Origin of the sequence: Pseudomonas sp. ADAK13, assembly GCF_012935715.1 — a bacterium.
GTDB lineage: Bacteria > Pseudomonadota > Gammaproteobacteria > Pseudomonadales > Pseudomonadaceae > Aquipseudomonas.
The window spans coordinates 2633778-2651776 of sequence record NZ_CP052860.1; the positions used below are offsets into that span (position 1 = coordinate 2633778).

The 17999-nt window shown below is 62.2% G+C and carries 16 protein-coding genes; 12 read left to right on the forward strand and 4 right to left on the reverse strand.

The window, feature by feature from the left end; genetic code table 11:
• Positions 1-98: 98 nt before the first annotated feature.
• Positions 99-770: a ribose-5-phosphate isomerase RpiA gene (gene rpiA, locus HKK54_RS12225; protein WP_003213836.1), complete on the reverse strand. Its 672-nt coding sequence runs from the start codon at positions 768-770 to the stop codon at positions 99-101.
• A 136-nt stretch (positions 771-906) separates the two neighbouring features.
• On the opposite strand from rpiA, the gene ilvA reads away from it, so the two are divergent.
• Both ilvA and HKK54_RS12235 read left to right on the forward strand, forming a co-directional pair.
• Positions 907-2421 carry a threonine ammonia-lyase, biosynthetic gene (gene ilvA, locus HKK54_RS12230; RefSeq protein ID WP_010167801.1) on the forward strand — a complete coding sequence of 505 codons (1515 nt, stop codon included), beginning with the start codon at positions 907-909 and terminating at the stop codon, positions 2419-2421.
• A gap of 40 nt (positions 2422-2461) precedes the next feature.
• A complete protein-coding gene (locus HKK54_RS12235) occupies positions 2462-2875 on the forward strand; it encodes a DUF2269 family protein (RefSeq protein WP_169386892.1) in 414 nt (137 codons plus the stop codon).
• Positions 2876-2959: 84 nt separating this feature from the next.
• Here HKK54_RS12235 and HKK54_RS12240 read toward each other — a convergent pair whose 3' ends face one another.
• Complete coding sequence (locus HKK54_RS12240) at positions 2960-3616, reverse strand: HAD family hydrolase (protein WP_169386893.1); 657 nt, start codon at positions 3614-3616, stop codon at positions 2960-2962.
• A gap of 143 nt (positions 3617-3759) precedes the next feature.
• Here HKK54_RS12240 and HKK54_RS12245 point away from each other — a divergent pair, with 143 nt between their 5' ends.
• Positions 3760-4239, forward strand: coding sequence for an RNA pyrophosphohydrolase (locus HKK54_RS12245; protein ID WP_003176750.1), 480 nt, complete (start codon positions 3760-3762; stop codon positions 4237-4239).
• A gap of 22 nt (positions 4240-4261) precedes the next feature.
• A complete protein-coding gene (gene ptsP / locus HKK54_RS12250) occupies positions 4262-6541 on the forward strand; it encodes a phosphoenolpyruvate--protein phosphotransferase (protein WP_003213828.1) in 2280 nt (759 codons plus the stop codon).
• Between the two features lie 99 nt (positions 6542-6640).
• Here the strand turns inward: ptsP and HKK54_RS12255 are convergent, their stop codons facing one another.
• Complete coding sequence (locus HKK54_RS12255; RefSeq protein ID WP_169386894.1) at positions 6641-7387, reverse strand: NRDE family protein; 747 nt, start codon at positions 7385-7387, stop codon at positions 6641-6643.
• Positions 7388-7476: 89 nt separating this feature from the next.
• On the opposite strand from HKK54_RS12255, the gene HKK54_RS12260 reads away from it, so the two are divergent.
• From HKK54_RS12260 to HKK54_RS12270, 3 genes are all read left to right on the forward strand, one after another.
• Positions 7477-8259: a sulfite exporter TauE/SafE family protein gene (locus tag HKK54_RS12260; RefSeq protein ID WP_010167787.1), complete on the forward strand. Its 783-nt coding sequence runs from the start codon at positions 7477-7479 to the stop codon at positions 8257-8259.
• A gap of 66 nt (positions 8260-8325) precedes the next feature.
• Positions 8326-9138, forward strand: coding sequence for a prolipoprotein diacylglyceryl transferase (lgt, locus tag HKK54_RS12265; protein WP_010167785.1), 813 nt, complete (start codon positions 8326-8328; stop codon positions 9136-9138).
• A gap of 51 nt (positions 9139-9189) precedes the next feature.
• Positions 9190-10023, forward strand: coding sequence for a thymidylate synthase (locus HKK54_RS12270; protein WP_010167783.1), 834 nt, complete (start codon positions 9190-9192; stop codon positions 10021-10023).
• Between the two features lie 111 nt (positions 10024-10134).
• On the opposite strand, the gene cadR is transcribed toward HKK54_RS12270, so the two are convergent.
• Positions 10135-10584, reverse strand: coding sequence for a Cd(II)/Pb(II)-responsive transcriptional regulator (gene cadR / locus HKK54_RS12275; protein WP_017476559.1), 450 nt, complete (start codon positions 10582-10584; stop codon positions 10135-10137).
• An 85-nt stretch (positions 10585-10669) separates the two neighbouring features.
• Between cadR and HKK54_RS12280 the strand changes: the two genes are divergently transcribed.
• From HKK54_RS12280 to HKK54_RS12300, 5 genes are all read left to right on the forward strand, one after another.
• Positions 10670-12952: a heavy metal translocating P-type ATPase gene (locus HKK54_RS12280; RefSeq protein ID WP_169386895.1), complete on the forward strand. Its 2283-nt coding sequence runs from the start codon at positions 10670-10672 to the stop codon at positions 12950-12952.
• A 16-nt stretch (positions 12953-12968) separates the two neighbouring features.
• Positions 12969-13832, forward strand: coding sequence for a LysR family transcriptional regulator (locus tag HKK54_RS12285; protein ID WP_010167778.1), 864 nt, complete (start codon positions 12969-12971; stop codon positions 13830-13832).
• Positions 13833-14061: 229 nt separating this feature from the next.
• Positions 14062-15126 (forward strand): putative 2-aminoethylphosphonate ABC transporter ATP-binding protein, encoded by a 1065-nt coding sequence (locus HKK54_RS12290; protein ID WP_010167776.1) that lies wholly within the window; start codon positions 14062-14064, stop codon positions 15124-15126.
• A gap of 1 nt (position 15127) precedes the next feature.
• Positions 15128-16852 carry a putative 2-aminoethylphosphonate ABC transporter permease subunit gene (locus HKK54_RS12295; protein WP_169386896.1) on the forward strand — a complete coding sequence of 575 codons (1725 nt, stop codon included), beginning with the start codon at positions 15128-15130 and terminating at the stop codon, positions 16850-16852.
• Positions 16853-16875: 23 nt separating this feature from the next.
• The gene (locus tag HKK54_RS12300; RefSeq protein ID WP_010167772.1) at positions 16876-17901 is read left to right on the forward strand and encodes a putative 2-aminoethylphosphonate ABC transporter substrate-binding protein; all 1026 of its coding nucleotides are present in this window, start codon (positions 16876-16878) and stop codon (positions 17899-17901) included.
• The last annotated feature ends 98 nt before the right edge of the window (positions 17902-17999 follow it).

Here is a 17999-nt window from a genome sequence, read left to right on the forward strand (position 1 = left end):
AGCTGGCTTGCCTGCGATGCAGGCGACGCGGTCTTTCAGTAGTACCGGGGCGATGCCATCGCAGGCAAGCCAGCTCCCACACTGGGCCTGTGGTGCTTTTATGCCTTGAGGGTTTTCACGCCTTCCGCGGTACCCAGCAGCAATACGTCAGCCGGACGGGCCGCAAACAAACCGTTGGTGACGACGCCGACGATCGCGTTGATCTGGCGCTCCAGTTCCACCGGGTTGGTGATCTGCATGTTGAACACGTCGATGATGATGTTGCCGTTGTCGGTCAGCACGCCTTCGCGGTACACCGGGTCGCCGCCCAGCTTCACCAGCTCGCGGGCCACGTGGCTGCGGGCCATCGGGATGACTTCCACGGGCAGTGGGAACGCGCCGAGTACCGGCACCAGCTTGCTGGCGTCGGCGATGCAGATGAAGGTCTTGGCCACGGCCGCGACGATCTTCTCGCGGGTCAGGGCTGCGCCGCCGCCCTTGATCAGGTTCAGGTGGGCGTCGCTTTCATCGGCGCCGTCGACGTAGAACTCCAGGTCGCTGACGGTGTTCAGCTCATACACCGGAATACCGTGGCCCTTGAGCCGTGCAGCCGTGGCTTCGGAGCTGGCGACCGCGCCGTCGAACGCGCCCTTGTGCAGGGCCAGCGCATCGATAAAGCAATTGGCGGTGGAACCGGTGCCGACACCGACGATGCTTTTATCGTCGAGTTTAGGAAGGATTAAATCGACGGCGGCCTGGGCCACTGCCTGTTTGAGTTGATCCTGGGTCATGCGGGCTCCGGAACGGGCGGGGAGTAAAGAGGGGCGCGAGTATAACCCAACAAAACCTCGGTTTTCGTGTGGTCGCCCGGCCAAACGCTGGGTTAGACTCCTTGGCCCTGCCCAACCCGCCCAGTGATGCTTTCCGATGCTTGAACAGTACGTCAAAAAGATCCTCACCTCGCGCGTTTACGACGTTGCCGTAGAAACCCCGCTGCAGACCGCCCGCCAGCTCTCCGAGCGGCTGGGCAACACGGTCTGGCTCAAGCGCGAAGACTTGCAGCCGGTGTTCTCGTTCAAGATTCGCGGCGCCTACAACAAGTTGACCCAACTGAGCGCCGAAGAGCGTGCGCGCGGCGTGGTCACCGCCTCGGCGGGCAACCACGCCCAGGGCCTGGCCCTGGCGGCCAAGGTGCTGGGGGTCAAGGCCACCATCGTGATGCCCAAGACCACCCCCGAGATCAAGGTCGAGGGCGTGCGCTCCCGTGGCGGCAAAGTGGTGCTGCACGGGGATTCTTTCCCGGAAGCCCTGGCGTATTCACTGAAGCTGGTCGACGAAAAAGGCTACGTCTACATTCACCCCTACGATGATCCGCACACCATTGCCGGGCAGGGCACCGTGGCGATGGAGATCCTGCGCCAGCACCCGGGGCCACTGGACGCGATTTTCGTCCCGGTGGGCGGCGGCGGCCTGATCGCCGGTATCGCGGCGTACGTGAAGTACCTGCGGCCCGAAATCAAGATCATCGGCGTCGAGCCGGACGACTCCAACTGCCTGCAAGCCGCCATGGCCGCGGGCGAACGCGTGGTATTGCCGACCGTGGGCATCTTCGCCGACGGCGTGGCGGTGGCGCAGATCGGCCAGCACACCTTCGACATCTGTAAGGATTACGTGGATGAAGTGATCACCGTCAGCACCGATGAAATCTGCGCGGCGATCAAGGACATCTACGACGACACCCGCTCGATCACAGAACCTGCCGGCGCCCTGGGCGTGGCGGGTATCAAGAAATACGTCGAGACCCGTGGCATCACCGGGCAAACCCTGGTGGCCATCGATTCCGGGGCCAACGTCAACTTCGACCGCCTGCGCCACGTGGCCGAGCGCGCCGAGTTGGGTGAAGGCCGCGAAGCCATCATCGCCGTGACCATCCCCGAGAAGCCGGGCAGCTTCAAGGCCTTCTGTGAAGCCGTGGGCAAGCGCCAGATCACCGAATTCAACTACCGCTACCACTCCGGTCGCGAGGCGCACATTTTTGTCGGCGTGCAGACCCACCCGGAAAACGACCCGCGCAGCGCGCTGATCGCCAGCCTCACCCGCCAGGGTTTCCCGGTGCTGGACCTGACGGAAAACGAACTGGCCAAGCTGCACATCCGTCATATGGTCGGTGGCCATGCGGCGCACGTCAGCGATGAAGTGGTGTTTCGCTTCGAATTCCCGGAGCGTCCGGGGGCGCTGTTCAACTTTCTTAACAAATTGGGCGGGCGCTGGAACATCTCGATGTTCCACTATCGCAACCACGGCGCCGCCGACGGGCGTGTAGTGGCGGGCCTGCAAGTGCCGGCGGACGAGCGTCACCTGGTGCCAGCGGCGCTGGAGGCCATTGGCTACCCATACTGGGATGAAAGTGACAACCCGGCCTACCAACTGTTCCTCGGTTGAGCGACTACGCTGACTGGGCGGCCTTCAAGGAATCGAGAACATGGAAACGCTGACCACCCTTAAAGTTATCCACATCGCGGCCACGGTGTTGCTGCTGCTCAGCGGCCTCGCCCTGGCGGTGCTGGCCTGGCGCAAACGCAGCGCAGGGCCTGCCTATACCGTGCAGCGGCCGTGGGTGTTTGTGTGGCTGTTGATGGGCATTTGCGTGGTGAGCATGCCGTTCACCGGCTGGTGGCTGGTGCACTTGATCGGCTGGCCGCTGGGGCAAACGTGGATTCTGGGCTCCAGCGTGATCTACACCGTGGCGGCACTGAGCTGGTTCTGGCTGGTGGCGCGGCTTAATCGACTGCGGTTGGGCGGGGCGGGGAGTGTGAACTTCACCGTGGCGCTGGCGGTGGTGAGCCTGGTGGGGTTTGTGGCGATTGCCGGGTTGATGGGCGCCAAGCCGGTTTAAGGGCTGGCAAAACACTTGTGGTGAGCGGGCTTGCCTCGCGCGGGGCAGGCCCGCTCACCACAAAAAACCGATCAATGCAGGTTATCAGCCGCGCAGGGTGATCACCGGCCAGCCACGCTTTTCGGCTTCAGCGCGCAGATTCGGATCCGGATCCACCGCCACCGCATGCGTCACCTGCTCCAGCAGCGGCAGGTCATTCATCGAATCGCTATAGAAGTAGCTGTCCTCCAGGTTGTACCCGGTCTCTTCCAGCCAACGATTCAAGCGCGTCACCTTGCCCTCGCGAAAGCACGGGATATCTGTACTGCGCCCGGTGTAACGGCCATCCTGCATCTCGCATTCCGTGGCAATCAGGGTTTCAACCCCCAACCGCTCGGCAATCGGTGCGGTCACAAAGCGGTTGGTCGCGGTGATGATCACCAGCTTGTCGCCCGCCGCCCGGTGCTTGGCCAGCAATTCAACCGCCTGGGGCAGCAGGATCGGCTCGATGCAGTCGCGCATGTAGTCGCGGTGCCATTCATCCAGCTGGGCCATTTCGGTGCGGCCGAGGATTTCCAGGCAGAAGTTCAGGTACTCGGCGTTATCCAGCTTGCCGGCCAGGTAATCCTGGTAGAACTCATCGTTGCGGGCCTTGTAGGCCACCGCGTCGAGAATCCCGCGTTCACAGAGGTAATCGCCCCAGGCGTGATCGCTGTCACCCCCCAAAAGCGTGTTGTCCAAGTCGAATAAAGCCAGGCGCATTGCAGTTACTCGCTGAAAAGTCTGTAAAAAGGCGTCCAGAATACGGTCTTTTCACAAGAGTGCACATAAGGTAAGCAGCCTCGTTGCCGCTGTATCAATCTTTGTGGAACAATGCGGTGACATGCGTTTGCGAGGTTGTTGCCGTGATCGACCCCGATGGTTTCCGTCCTAATGTCGGGATTATTCTTACGAATGATGCCGGACAGGTGCTATGGGCTCGCCGTATCAACCAAGATGCCTGGCAGTTTCCTCAAGGCGGAATCAACCCCGACGAAACCCCTGAAGACGCCTTGTACCGTGAGTTGAACGAAGAAGTAGGCCTGGAACGCGAAGATGTACAAATTCTGGCCTGCACCCGAGGCTGGTTGCGCTATCGTTTGCCGCAACGTCTGGTCCGCACCCACAGCCAACCGCTGTGCATCGGCCAGAAACAGAAATGGTTTCTCCTGCGCCTGATCTCCAACGAGCAGCGGGTGCGGATGGATTTGACCGGTAAACCGGAGTTCGATGGCTGGCGCTGGGTCAGTTATTGGTATCCGTTGGGCCAGGTGGTGACATTCAAGCGCGAGGTTTATCGTCGCGCTCTTAAAGAGCTTGCCCCGCGCCTTTTAGCGCGCGACTGACGACGGAGTTCGACCCCGAGCCATGCTCAATACGCTGCGCAAGATCGTCCAGGAAGTTAACTCCGCCAAGGATCTCAAGGCGGCGTTGGGGATTATTGTGTTGCGCGTCAAGGAAGCCATGGGCAGCCAGGTCTGCTCGGTTTACCTGCTGGACCCCGAGACCAACCGTTTTGTCCTGATGGCCACCGAGGGCTTGAACAAGCGCTCCATCGGCAAGGTCAGCATGGCGCCCAATGAAGGTCTGGTGGGCCTGGTGGGGACGCGTGAAGAACCCCTGAACCTCGAAAACGCGGCCGATCACCCGCGTTATCGCTACTTTGCCGAAACCGGCGAAGAGCGTTACGCCTCGTTCCTCGGTGCGCCGATCATTCACCACCGCCGCGTTGTCGGCGTGTTGGTCATCCAGCAAAAAGAACGCCGCCAGTTCGACGAAGGTGAAGAAGCCTTCCTCGTGACCATGAGCGCGCAGCTCGCCGGGGTTATCGCCCACGCCGAGGCCACCGGTTCGATTCGCGGCCTGGGGCGCCAGGGCAAAGGCATCCAGGAAGCCAAGTTCGTCGGCGTGCCGGGTTCGCCGGGTGCTGCCGTCGGTACTGCCGTGGTCATGCTGCCGCCGGCCGACCTGGACGTGGTGCCGGACAAGACCGTCACCGACATCGACGCTGAAATCATCCTGTTCAAGACCGCCCTCGAAGGCGTGCGCAATGACATGCGCACCCTGTCGACCAAGCTGGCCACCCAGTTGCGGCCTGAAGAGCGGGCGCTGTTCGACGTGTACCTGATGATGCTCGACGACGCGTCCCTGGGCAGCGAAGTCAAGGACGTGATCAAGACCGGCCAGTGGGCCCAGGGCGCGCTGCGCCAGGTGGTCACCGATCACGTCAACCGTTTCGAATTGATGGACGACGCCTACCTGCGCGAACGCGCCTCCGACGTGAAAGACCTCGGTCGCCGTCTGCTGGCCTACCTGCAGGAAGAGCGCTCGACCACCCTGGTGTACCCCGACAACACCATCCTGATCAGTGAAGAGCTGACCGCCACCATGCTCGGCGAAGTGCCCGAAGGCAAACTGGTGGGCCTGGTCTCGGTATTGGGTTCGGGCAACTCCCACGTCGCGATCCTGGCCCGGGCCATGGGCATTCCGACGGTGATGGGCCTGGTGGACCTGCCGTATTCCAAGGTCGACGGCATCGAAATGATCGTCGACGGCTACCACGGCGAGGTCTACACCAACCCCAGCGAAGTGCTGCGCAAGCAATACGCCGAAGTGGTGGAAGAAGAACGCCAGCTGTCCCAGGGCCTCGACGCCCTGCGGGAATTGCCGTGCGTGACCCTCGACGGCCACCGTGTACCGCTGCTGGTCAACACCGGCCTGCTGGCGGACGTGGCCCGTGCGCAACAGCGTGGCGCCGAAGGGGTAGGCCTTTACCGCACCGAAGTGCCGTTCATGATCAATCAGCGTTTTCCGAGTGAGAAGGAGCAGCTGGCGATTTATCGCGAGCAACTGTCCGCCTTCCATCCGTTACCGGTGACCATGCGCAGCCTGGACATTGGCGGCGACAAGTCACTGTCGTATTTCCCGATCAAGGAAGACAACCCCTTCCTTGGCTGGCGCGGTATTCGCGTTACCCTCGACCACCCTGAAATCTTTCTCGTCCAGACCCGCGCCATGCTCAAGGCCAGCGAAGGCCTGAACAACCTGCGCATTTTGCTGCCGATGATCTCCGGCACCCACGAGCTGGAAGAAGCCCTGCACCTGATCCACCGGGCCTGGGGCGAAGTGCGCGACGAAGGCGCCGACGTGCCGATGCCGCCGATTGGCGTGATGATCGAGATTCCGGCGGCGGTGTACCAGGCCAAGGAGCTGGCGCGGCAGGTGGACTTCCTGTCGGTGGGCTCCAACGACCTGACCCAATACCTGTTGGCCGTGGACCGCAACAACCCGCGGGTGGCCGATCTGTACGACTACCTGCACCCGGCGGTGCTGCAAGCCCTGCAGAACGTGGTGCGTGACGCCCATGCCGAAGGCAAGCAAGTGAGCATCTGCGGCGAGATGGCCGGTGACCCGGCGGCGGCGGTGCTGTTGATGGCGATGGGCTTTGACAGCCTGTCGATGAACGCCACCAACTTGCCGAAGGTGAAATGGATGCTGCGCCAGATCAATCTGAGCCGGGCCAAGGAACTGCTGGCGGAGTTGATGACCATCGACAACCCGCAAGTTATCCACAGCTCGCTGCAATTGGCGCTGAAGAACCTTGGGTTGGCGCGGATGATCAATCCGGCGTCTGCAAAAAGCCTCTAAACCGAGGCGCCTTCATCGCAGGCAAGCCAGCTCCCACATTTGGAATGCATTTCCCTGTGGGAGCCGGGCTTGCCCGCGATGAGGCCAGTCCAGTCACAGCTAAAGCTTCAGTTCCACCTCGCCCAGCCTGCCACCATGGGGCCCAAAACTGCGCTCCACGATATGCCGTGTCCCGTCGGCACTCACAATCAGCGCCGTACTCGCCCGCGTCCCGTAACTGGGACTGGCAATAAACACACTCGACAGCAAACTCTCCGTCGCCAAGCCCACGCCGGTGTCCGGCAGGTCTGCAAACGGCGCCGTCTGCGGGTCGCTCAAAATCCCCAGCAAGGCTTCAGGCTGCGGATCTTCCAATGAGGCCTGCAACGCCGCTGTGGCCTTCAACAACTTCGGCCACGGCGTATCCAGCCCTGCATTGGATAACCCATAAACCCCCGCCCCCAATTGAGTCGGCGCTGATTCCTTGGCGTTGTAATGCCACAGTTCATCCCGCGTCCCGACCAACAGGTTAAACCCCGCATATTCAATTGATCGGCCGTTAACGTCGGCCAAATAGTCGTCAATCGGCAGCGAACCGCTGAGAAACCGCGCCACCAGCTCACCCCGAGACTTTCGCGCCGGCGGCTGGTGCGGATCCCGAATATTGGTCAGCGCCGCAAAGCGCCCATCGGCCCCAACTCCCAGCCAGGTCCCGCCCGCTTCCTGGTCCCTGCCTGCGTAAACATGGGGCGCATCCAGCCACTGGGCCAACGGCAGGCTGGGCCGGGCATAAAACTCATCACGGTTGGCCGCGACGATCAGCGGTTGGGCGTGGCCCGGCCGCCAGGCGAAAACAATCAGGCACATAAGGCGATCCCTTTGTGTTTTGCCCACTCTACCCATAGAACCCTGTGCTTTGCATCCGTTAACATGCCGGTCTGTTTTCGGGGGCTCCCATGGAATTTCTCCTGTATTTGCTGCTGGGTTCCTGTGCGGGCATGCTCGCCGGGCTGTTTGGCGTGGGCGGCGGGATCATTATTGTGCCGGTGCTGGTGTTCAGTTTCACCTTGCAGGGCTTCGATCCCTCGGTGCTGACCCATCTCGCTGTGGGCACGTCGCTGGCGTCTATTATCTTCACGTCGGTGAATGCGGTGCGCGAGCATCACCGGCGGGGTGCCGTGCGCTGGCCGATCTTTGTGTGGATGGCCGTGGGCATCCTGCTGGGCGCGGGCCTTGGTGCGCTGACCGCCGAGGCGATTTCCGGGCCGCACTTGCAGAAGATCATCGGTGTATTCGCCCTGGTGATCGCCGTGCAGATGACCCTGGAGCTCAAGCCCAAGGCCAGCCGCCAGGTACCGGGCAAGCTTGGCCTGACCCTGGCGGGCGGCGTGATTGGCTGGTCTTCGGCGATTTTCGGCACCGGCGGCGGTTCGTTGACCGTGCCGTTCCTGACCTGGCGCAGTGTGCCGATGCAGCAGGCGGTGGCCACTTCATCGGCCTGCGGCTTGCCGATTGCCCTGGCCAGTGCGTTAAGTTTCATGATTTTGGGCTGGCATGATCCGCTGCTGCCCGATCATAGTCTCGGCTTTGTGTACTTGCCGGCGCTGCTGGGCATTGCCCTGACCAGCATGGTGGCCGCCCGTTTCGGCGCGCGCCTGGCGCACCGGTTGTCGCCGCGCTTGCTCAAGCGGCTGTTCGCCGGGCTGCTGTTTTGTGTGGGGCTGAATTTTTTGCTGTAACGCAGACTTAATCGCGCACCGGCATGGTCCGATGCGCCAAGACTATTGATTTAACGAGGAGTCGCAATGCTGCCTTACCCGCAGATCAACCCGGTGGCCGTGGCCATCGGTCCGCTGCAAATCCACTGGTACGGGTTGATGTACCTGATCGGCATTGGCGGTGCCTGGTTGCTGGCTTCCCGGCGCCTGAACCGTTTCGACCCGACCTGGACCAAGGAGAAACTCTCCGACATGGTGTTCTGGATGTCGATGGGGGTAATCGTCGGCGGACGCCTGGGGTATGTGCTGTTCTACGACCTGCCAGCCTACATCGCCAATCCGACTTTGATCTTCGAGGTGTGGAAGGGCGGCATGGCGTTCCACGGCGGGTTTGTGGGCGTGATGATCGCGGCGTGGTGGTTTGGCCGGCGTAACGGCAAGTCGTTCTTCCAGCTGATGGACTTCGTCGCCCCGTTTGTGCCGATTGGCCTGGGTGCCGGGCGCATTGGTAACTTCATCAACGCCGAATTGTGGGGCAAGCCGAGCGATGTGCCGTGGGCCATGGTGTTCCCGCCGTTCAGCGACCCGGCGCAATTGCCGCGCCACCCGTCGCAGCTGTACCAGTTCGCCCTGGAAGGTGTGGCGCTGTTCCTGATCCTTTATATCTTCTCGCGCAAGCCACGCCCAACCATGGCCGTGTCGGGCATGTTCGCGTTGTTCTACGGGATCTTCCGCTTTATCGTCGAGTTTGTGCGCGTGCCGGATGCGCAGCTGGGCTACCTGGCGTGGGGCTGGGTGACCATGGGTCAGATTCTCAGCCTGCCGATGATCATCGCCGGCCTGGGCCTGCTGTGGTGGGCTTACAATCGCCCGCAAGGCATCAAGAACACCGCGCTTTAAATTCGAACGCCGGGGCCCGAGGGTCCCGGCTTCAACGATACAGGTATACACATGAAGCAATATCTCGAACTACTGAACGATGTCGTGACCAATGGCCTGACCAAGGGCGATCGCACCGGCACCGGCACCAAGGCCGTGTTTGCCCGTCAGTTTCGGCATAGCTTGGCCGACGGCTTCCCGCTGCTGACCACCAAGAAGCTTCACTTCAAAAGCATCGCCAACGAATTGATCTGGATGTTGAGCGGCAACACCAACATCAAGTGGCTGAACGAAAACGGCGTGCGGATCTGGGACGAATGGGCCACCGAAGACGGCGACCTGGGCCCGGTGTACGGCGAGCAGTGGACCGCCTGGCCGACCAAGGATGGCGGCAAGATCAACCAGATCGACTACATGGTCGAGACGTTGAAGACCAACCCCAACAGCCGCCGCATCCTGTTCCACGGCTGGAACGTCGAGTACCTGCCGGACGAGACCAAAAGCCCGCAGCAAAACGCCCGCGACGGCAAGCAGGCCCTGCCGCCTTGCCATTTGCTGTACCAGGCCTTCGTGCATGACGGTCATCTGTCGATGCAGCTGTACATCCGCAGCTCCGACGTATTCCTCGGCCTGCCGTACAACACCGCTGCCCTGGCCTTGCTGACCCATATGCTGGCCCAGCAATGCGACCTGATCCCTCACGAGATCATCGTCACCACGGGCGATACCCACGCCTACAGCAACCATATGGAACAGATCCAGACCCAGCTGGCGCGCACGCCGAAGAAACTGCCGGAGCTGGTGATCAAGCGTAAACCCGAGTCGATCTACGATTACAAATTCGAAGACTTTGAAATCGTGGGCTATGACGCCGACCCAAGCATCAAGGCCGATGTAGCCATCTGATCAATGTGGGAGGGGGCTTGCTCCCGAAAGCGGTGTGTCAGTCGCCGGAAATATGACTGATCTACCGCCTTCGCGAGCAAGCCCGCTCCCACATTTGTTGTGTGTACACATTCAATGCCCGTGGCTTCTGCCCACATGCGAGGGCTCCGCCTCGCTGGCCGCGACACTTCCGCTGACTTCCAGCCGCTGCAAAATCCCGCACTGATCCAGGTCCGGCCCGCCGCCACAGCGTTGGCGCAGGTCGAGCAACTGTTCCTGCAGCGCCAGCAGCCCGTCGATCCGCGCCTTGACGTGGTGGATGTGCTCGTCGATCAACGCATTCACGCTTTCGCACTGGTCCTGGGGGCTGTCCCGCAAGCCCAGCAGGCTGCGAATTTCCTCAAGGGTCATGTCCAGGCTGCGGCAGTTACGGATAAACACCAGCCGCTCGGTGTGCGCCTGGGTGTACAAGCGGTAGTTACCGTCACTGCGCGCAGGCGGCGGCAGCAGGCCTTCCTTCTCGTAATAACGGATGGTTTCCACCTGGCAATCCGTCAATTTTGCCAATTCGCCGATCTTCATCGCAGCAATCTCCAAAAGGGTGCTTGACCCTATAGTGGCTACAGGGTCTTTACTTGGCAACAGGCACCTTTACGGACGCGACAGAATGAGCGATTCCATCCACACCCCGCACAAGCACGACCACGACCACGACCATGATCATGACCACGCGCACGATCACGGCCCGAAGCTCAAGCCTGTGCAGAAGCACGACCATGGCAGCCATGGCGATTCCTGCTGCTCCAGCAAGGCCGCGCCTGCGCTGGTGAAGTTGACCGAAGCCCCGACAGCGGGCTCGCGGCTGAGCACCTTCCGCATCGAAGCCATGGACTGCCCCACCGAGCAAACGCTGATCCAGAACAAACTGGGCAAGCTCGCCGGCGTGCAGCAGCTGGAATTCAACCTGATCAACCGCATCCTGGGCGTAACTCACGACCTGCCGAGCACTGCGCCGATCGTCGAGGCCATCAAATCCCTGGGCATGCAGGCCGATCCCATCGAAGAAGGCGTAGCGCCGGCCGAGCCGCCCGCGAAGAAACACTGGTGGCCGCTGGCGCTGTCCGGCGTCGGTGCCTTGGGCGCCGAAGTGCTGCACTTCACCAACGCCGCCCCGACGTGGGTGATTGCCCTGGTCGCATTGATCTCTATCTTCAGCGGCGGCCTCACCACCTATAAAAAGGGCTGGATCGCCCTGAAAAACCTCAACCTGAACATCAACGCCCTGATGAGCATCGCCGTGACCGGCGCGATCCTGATCGGCCAGTGGCCAGAAGCCGCGATGGTGATGTTCCTGTTCACCGTGGCCGAACTGATCGAAGCCAAGTCCCTCGACCGCGCCCGCAACGCCATCAGCGGCTTGATGCAGATGACGCCGGAGCAGGCCACGGTGCGTCAGGCTGACGGCAGTTGGGTTGAACAAGACGTCAAAGTCATCGAACTGGGCGCCATTGTGCGGGTTCGTCCTGGCGAGCGCATTGGCCTGGACGGTGAAGTCACCTCCGGCCAGTCCACCATTGACCAGGCGCCGATTACCGGTGAAAGCCTGCCGATTGAAAAGACCGTGGGCGATAAAGTCTTCGCGGGCACCATCAACCAGGCCGGTTCCCTGGAGTACACAGTCACCGCCGCCGCCAACAATTCCACCCTGTCGCGGATCATCCACGCGGTGGAACAGGCCCAGGGCGCCCGCGCGCCAACCCAGCGTTTTGTCGACACCTTCGCCAAGGTCTACACCCCGGCAGTGTTCATCTTTGCCTTGGGCGTGGCCCTGATTCCGCCACTGTTCATGGGCGGCGTGTGGTTTGAATGGGTCTACCGCGCACTGGTATTGCTGGTGGTCGCGTGCCCGTGTGCGCTGGTGATTTCCACACCGGTGACCATCGTCAGCGGGCTGGCTGCCGCGGCGCGCAAAGGCATCCTGATCAAGGGCGGCGTGTACCTGGAGGGCGGTTACAAGCTCGACTACCTGGCCCTCGACAAGACCGGCACCATCACCCACGGCAAACCGGTGCAAACCGATTACCTGGCGCTGTTCCCGAACATGGAAGACAGCGCGCCGGCTTTGGCCGCGAGCCTGGCCGGGCGTTCCGATCACCCGGTGTCCCTGGCGATCGCCAACGCGGCTGTGGATAAAAACCTCACCGTGCACACTGTGGATAACTTCGAGGCCCTGACCGGTCGCGGTGTGAAGGGCGAAATCAACGGCGAAGTCTATTACCTGGGCAACCACCGCCTGGTGGAAGAGCTGAACCTGTGTTCGCCGGCCCTGGAGAAGAGGCTCTTCGCTCTGGAAAAACAAGGCAAGTCCGTGGTCCTGTTGCTGGACAAGTCCGGCCCGCTGGCGTTGTTCGCCGTGGCCGACACCGTGAAGGACACCAGCCGCGAAGCCATCCAGCAACTGCATGACCTGGGCATCAAGACCCTGATGCTCACCGGCGACAACACCCACACCGCCAAGGCGATTGCCGATCAGGTCGGCATCGACCAGGCCCAGGGCGACCTGTTGCCCACCGACAAGCTGCAAGCCATCGAAGCGCTCTACGCCAAGGGCCACCGGGTCGGCATGGTCGGCGACGGCATCAACGACGCCCCGGCGCTGGCCCGTTCGGAGATCGGTTTTGCCATGGCCGCCGCCGGTACCGACACCGCCATCGAGACCGCCGACGTCGCGCTGATGGACGATGACCTGCGCAAGATTCCGGCATTCATTCGGCTGTCGCGGCAAACGTCGAGTATCCTCAAGCAGAACATCGCCCTGGCCCTGGTGATCAAGGCGATCTTCCTGGCGGTGACCTTCCTCGGAATGGCCACCATGTGGATGGCGGTGTTCGCCGACATGGGCGTGAGCCTGCTGGTGGTGTTCAATGGTCTGCGCCTGTTGCGCAAATAGTCGATGAGAGGGTGGTGTGCTGAGTGCCGAGCTGAAGGCGTTTTACATGGTCGCCCGCCTGGGCAGCATTACCCAGGCGGCGAAAAAGCTCGGGCTGAGCCAGCCCACGGTGACCACCCAGATTCGTCACCTGGAAAGCCAGTACTCGGTGGAGTTGTTCTACCGCGGCGGGCGACGCTTGACGGTCAGCGACGAAGGCGCGCGGCTGTTGCCGATGGTCAAGGCGCTGTTGCAGCAGGAAGCGGATATCGAGTTTTTCCTGCGCAACAGTGGCCAGGTGCAGGGCGCGTTGAGGATTGCCGCGACGGCGCCGTATTACATCCTCGACCTGGTCAAAACCTTCCGCGAGCGGCTGCCACAGGTTGAGGTCTCGGTGGAAATCGGCAACTCCCAGCAAGTGCTGGAAGCGCTGGATGATTACCGCGTTGACGTTGCCGCCTCATCCCAGTTGCTTGAAGACCCGCGCCTGATTCGCCGGGTGTTGGGCATGGACCCGCTGGTGCTGGCGGTGCACCGCAACCATCCGCTGGCGGTGCTCGACCATGTACCGCTGACCGCGCTGGCCGGGCACACCCTGCTGATGCGCGAACCGGGCTCCACCACCCGCCGATTGACCGAAGAAATGTTGCAGGGCGCCGGCGTGAGTTACGGGCCGCTGCTGGAGATCGGCAGCCGGGAATCGATTCGTGAGGCGGTGCTGCGCAATATCGGCATCAGCATCATCGCCCGCCAGGAAGTGCCCCACGACCCGCAATTGCGGGTGCTGACCATCGAGAATGCCCCGCAGATTCCCGAGTACCTCTACTGCCTGAAAGAGCGAAAGGGCGCGCGGTTGCCAGCGGCTTTTCTGGGGTTGGCGCAGGAAATGTCCCCGATCTGAAGGCGCCATCGCAGGCAAGCCAGCTCCCACAGTTGGAATGCATTTCTCTGGCCCAACTCGATCAACTGTGGGAGCCGGGCTTGCCCGCGATGGCGCCAGTCCAGGCAAAACCTTCCTCAAGCCCTACCCAAATCCACCAATACCACTATCGCCACGTTTTGCCTTTCTGCCACATGAGGGACGCATTGCCTCCCTAGGATGACCTTCATCAGTTTGATGAGGTGCCTCCATGAACACAGCCATGACCAACCCCGGCGCGCCAATGAAAGTGCGCGGTGTGCAGAAACGCTTCGGCGCCTTTACCGCGCTGGATAACGTGTCTTTGGACGTCGCCGCCGGCGAACTGGTGTGCCTGCTGGGCCCGTCGGGCTGCGGCAAGACCACCTTGCTGCGCTGCATTGCGGGCCTGGAACGCCAGGACAGCGGCGAGTTGTACCTCGGCGAACGCGACGTTTCCCTGCTGGCACCGCAGGCGCGGGACTACGGCATTCTGTTCCAGTCCTACGCGCTGTTTCCCAATCTCACTGTCGAAGCGAACATCGGCTACGGCCTCACCGGCAGTGGTCGCGATGAAGTGCGCAAGCGCGTCGGGCAGATGCTGGAACTGGTCGGCCTGGTGGGCAGCGAAAAGAAATACCCCGGCCAACTCTCCGGCGGCCAGCAACAACGTGTAGCCCTGGCCCGCGCCCTGGCACCGGCGCCGTCCTTGCTGCTGCTGGACGAACCCATGTCGGCCCTCGACGCCCGGGTGCGCGAGCATCTGTGCACCGAGCTGCGCCAACTGCAACGCCGCCTGGGTATTACCACGTTGATGGTCACCCACAACCAGGACGAGGCCATGTTGATGGCCGACCGCATCGCCGTGATGAACAACGGCAAGGTCGAGCAATACGCCACGCCCCAGGAAATCTACGACCGCCCGGCCACACCGTTTGTGGCCGAGTTCGTCGGCCAGGGCAACTGGCTGCCGTTCAGCCGCAACAGCGCCAGCCACGCTCAGGTCGGCGGGATGAATATGCGTCTGGCAGACAACGCAGGCGTTGCCAAATCGGGTCGTCTGTTCTGCCGCCCGGAAGCCATCAGCGTCAACCCGCCGGTGCATGAAGAAAACCTGTTCCCGGCCAAGGTCCGCGAGATCACCTTCCTCGGCAACCGCTGCCGCATGAGCTTCGAACTGGACCAACTGCCCGGCCATCCGCTGCTGGCCGAACTGGCGCCGGAAGCCATGCCGCGCCTCGGCGCCCAGGACATCTGGGTCGCGCTGCCCCCGCGCAGCCTGCAGGTGTTTGCCTGAGATGGCCCGCGATATGACTCTGCCGATACCCGATAACGTGGCTCGACAGATTTCCCGTGCCGAACTCGGCGACCGTATTTTTGTTGTTGGCGGCAAGCTGCTCTGGCTGTGCCTGTTGGGCGTGGCGGTACTGATGCCGCTGCTGGCGATCTTCTGGCGCGGTTTCAGCAGTGAAGCCGGGCAGGGCGGTGGCCTGGTGGCGGCGTGGGAGTTGGTCACCAGCGATAACTTCCACTGGTTGCTGGGTAACAGCCTGAAGGTTTCCGTCAGCGTGGCGGCCATCGTCGTACCGCTGGCTTACCTGTTTGCCTACGCCCTGCAACGCACGTTGATTCCCGGCAAGGCGATCTGGCGCGGCATGTCGTTGCTGCCGTTGATGGCGCCGTCGATGCTGCCAGGGATTGCGCTGGTCTACCTGTTCGGTAACCAGGGCATGCTGCGCGGGCTGCTGTCGGACAACATCTATGGCTTCTGGGGCATCGTGCTCGGTGAAGTGATCTACACCTTTCCCCATGCCTTGATGATTTTGTTGTCGGCGCTTTCCCTGGCGGATGCGCGATTGTTCGATGCGGCATCGAGCATGGGCGCCAGCCCGTCCCGGGCGTTTCGCAGCATCACCTGGCCCGCGACGCGCCAGGCAGTCTTTGCCGCGTTTTGCCTGGTGTTCACCCTGACCATCACCGACTTTGGCGTGCCTGTGGTAGTGGGCGGCGACTACCAAGTGCTGGCACTGGAAGCCTACAAGGCGGTGGTCGGCCAGCAGCAATTTGGTCGTGGAGCCTTGATTGGTATGGTCCTGCTGCTGCCGGCGCTGTTCAGCTTCGGCGTCGACGCCTGGCTGCGCCGTCGTCATGGCGACTCCATGAGCGGCCGCGCCCAGGTGTTCCAGCCGGCGCCGTCGAAGCTGCGGGATGGCTGCTACCTGGCCATCGTCCTGCTGATCTGCGCGAGCCTGCTGCTGGTGTTCGGCATGGCGGTCTACTCATCGCTGGTGAAGTTCTGGCCCTACAACCTGTCGCTGTCGCTGGCCCACTACCAGTTCGAGGACACGGCCGGCGGCGGCTGGCTGGCCTATCGCAACAGCATCACCATGGCCCTGTGCACTGCATCGATCGGCAGCGTGCTGATCTTCACCGGCGCCTACCTGATGGAAAAAACCAAGGGCCAGAAGGGCCTGAACCTGGCGCTGCGCATGCTCAGCTTCGTGCCGATGGCGGTGCCGGGGTTGGTGCTGGGCCTGGGCTACGTGTTCTTTTTCAACCTCAACGGCAACCCGCTGCATGTGTTCTACGGCACCATGACCCTGTTGGTGGTGTGCACCATTGCTCACTATTTGACCACCGCACAAATGACCGCAACCACGGCCCTGCGCCAGATGGACGCCGAGTTCGAAGCCGCCGCGCTGTCGCTGAAGGCGCCGCTGTACCGCCATTACCTGCGCGTCACCGTGCCGATCTGCCTGCCGGCGCTGCTGGACATCGTGCGCTACCTGTTCGTGTCGGCTATGACCACCGTCTCCGCCGCGATCTTCCTCTACAGCCCCGACACCATCCTCGCCGCCGTCGCCGTGTTGAACATGGACGACGCCGGCAACGTGGGCGGTGCGGCGGCCATGTCGACCCTGATTCTGTTCACCTCGGCGGGCGTGTCCTTGCTGCTGGCGTGGGCCTCACGCGGCTTGTTGCGCCGCTCCCAGGCCTGGCGCCAAACCGCGCCCGGCCAATAATTTACCCATAAAGGAACTGCACCATGTTCAAGCCCCTGGCGTTAGCCGCTGCTGTGCTCACTGCGTTCAGCCTGAATGCCTTTGCCGCCAAGACCGAGTTGACCGTGTACACGGCCCTCGAAGCCGAGCAACTGAAGACCTACAAACAGGCCTTCGAAAAGGCTAACCCGGACATCGATATCAAATGGGTACGCGATTCCACCGGCATCATCACCGCCAAGCTGCTGGCCGAGAAAGCCCGCCCGCAGGCTGACGTGGTGTGGGGCCTGGCGGCTTCCAGCCTGGCGATTCTCGACCAGCAGGGCATGCTGCAAAACTACGCACCCAAGGACTTGGGCAAGATCGGCGCGAACTACCGTGACGCCGCCAATCCACCGGCCTGGGTGGGTATGGACGTGTGGGCGGCGACCATCTGCTTCAACACCGTCGAAGCCGAAAAGCAGGGCCTGAGCAAGCCGGTGAGCTGGCAAGACCTGACCAAGCCCGAGTACAAAGGCAAGATCGTGATGCCCAACCCGGCCTCGTCGGGCACCGGTTTCCTCGACGTCAGCGCCTGGCTGCAGACCTTCGGCGAGAAGCAGGGCTGGCAGTACATGGACGACCTGCACCAGAACATCGGCCAGTACGTTCACTCCGGTTCCAAGCCGTGCAAGCTGGCGGCATCGGGTGAATTCCCGATCGGCATTTCCTTCGAATACCCGGCCGTGCAGTTGAAACGCCAGGGCGCACCGCTGGACATCATCCTGCCGAAAGAAGGCCTGGGCTGGGACATCGAAGCCACCGCCGTAATCAAAGGCACCGCCCACGCGGACGCGGCACAGAAACTCGCCGACTTCTCCGCAAGCCCGGCGGCGATGGAGTTGTACAAAGAAAACTTCGCGGTACTGGCCCAGCCGGGTATTGCCAAGCCGCAGACCGAATTGCCGGCGGATTACGAGCAGCGGTTGATCAAGAACGACTTCGCCTGGGCCTCGAAAAACCGCGACAGCATCCTGACCGAATGGCGCAAGCGCTATGACGGCAAGTCGGAAAAGGTTGCCGGCCAGTAAGCATTTCATTGGGGCTGACGGCCTCATCGCGGGCAAGCCCGGCTCCCACATTTTGGATTGTGAATACCTTCCAATGTGGGAGCTGGCTTGCCTGCGAT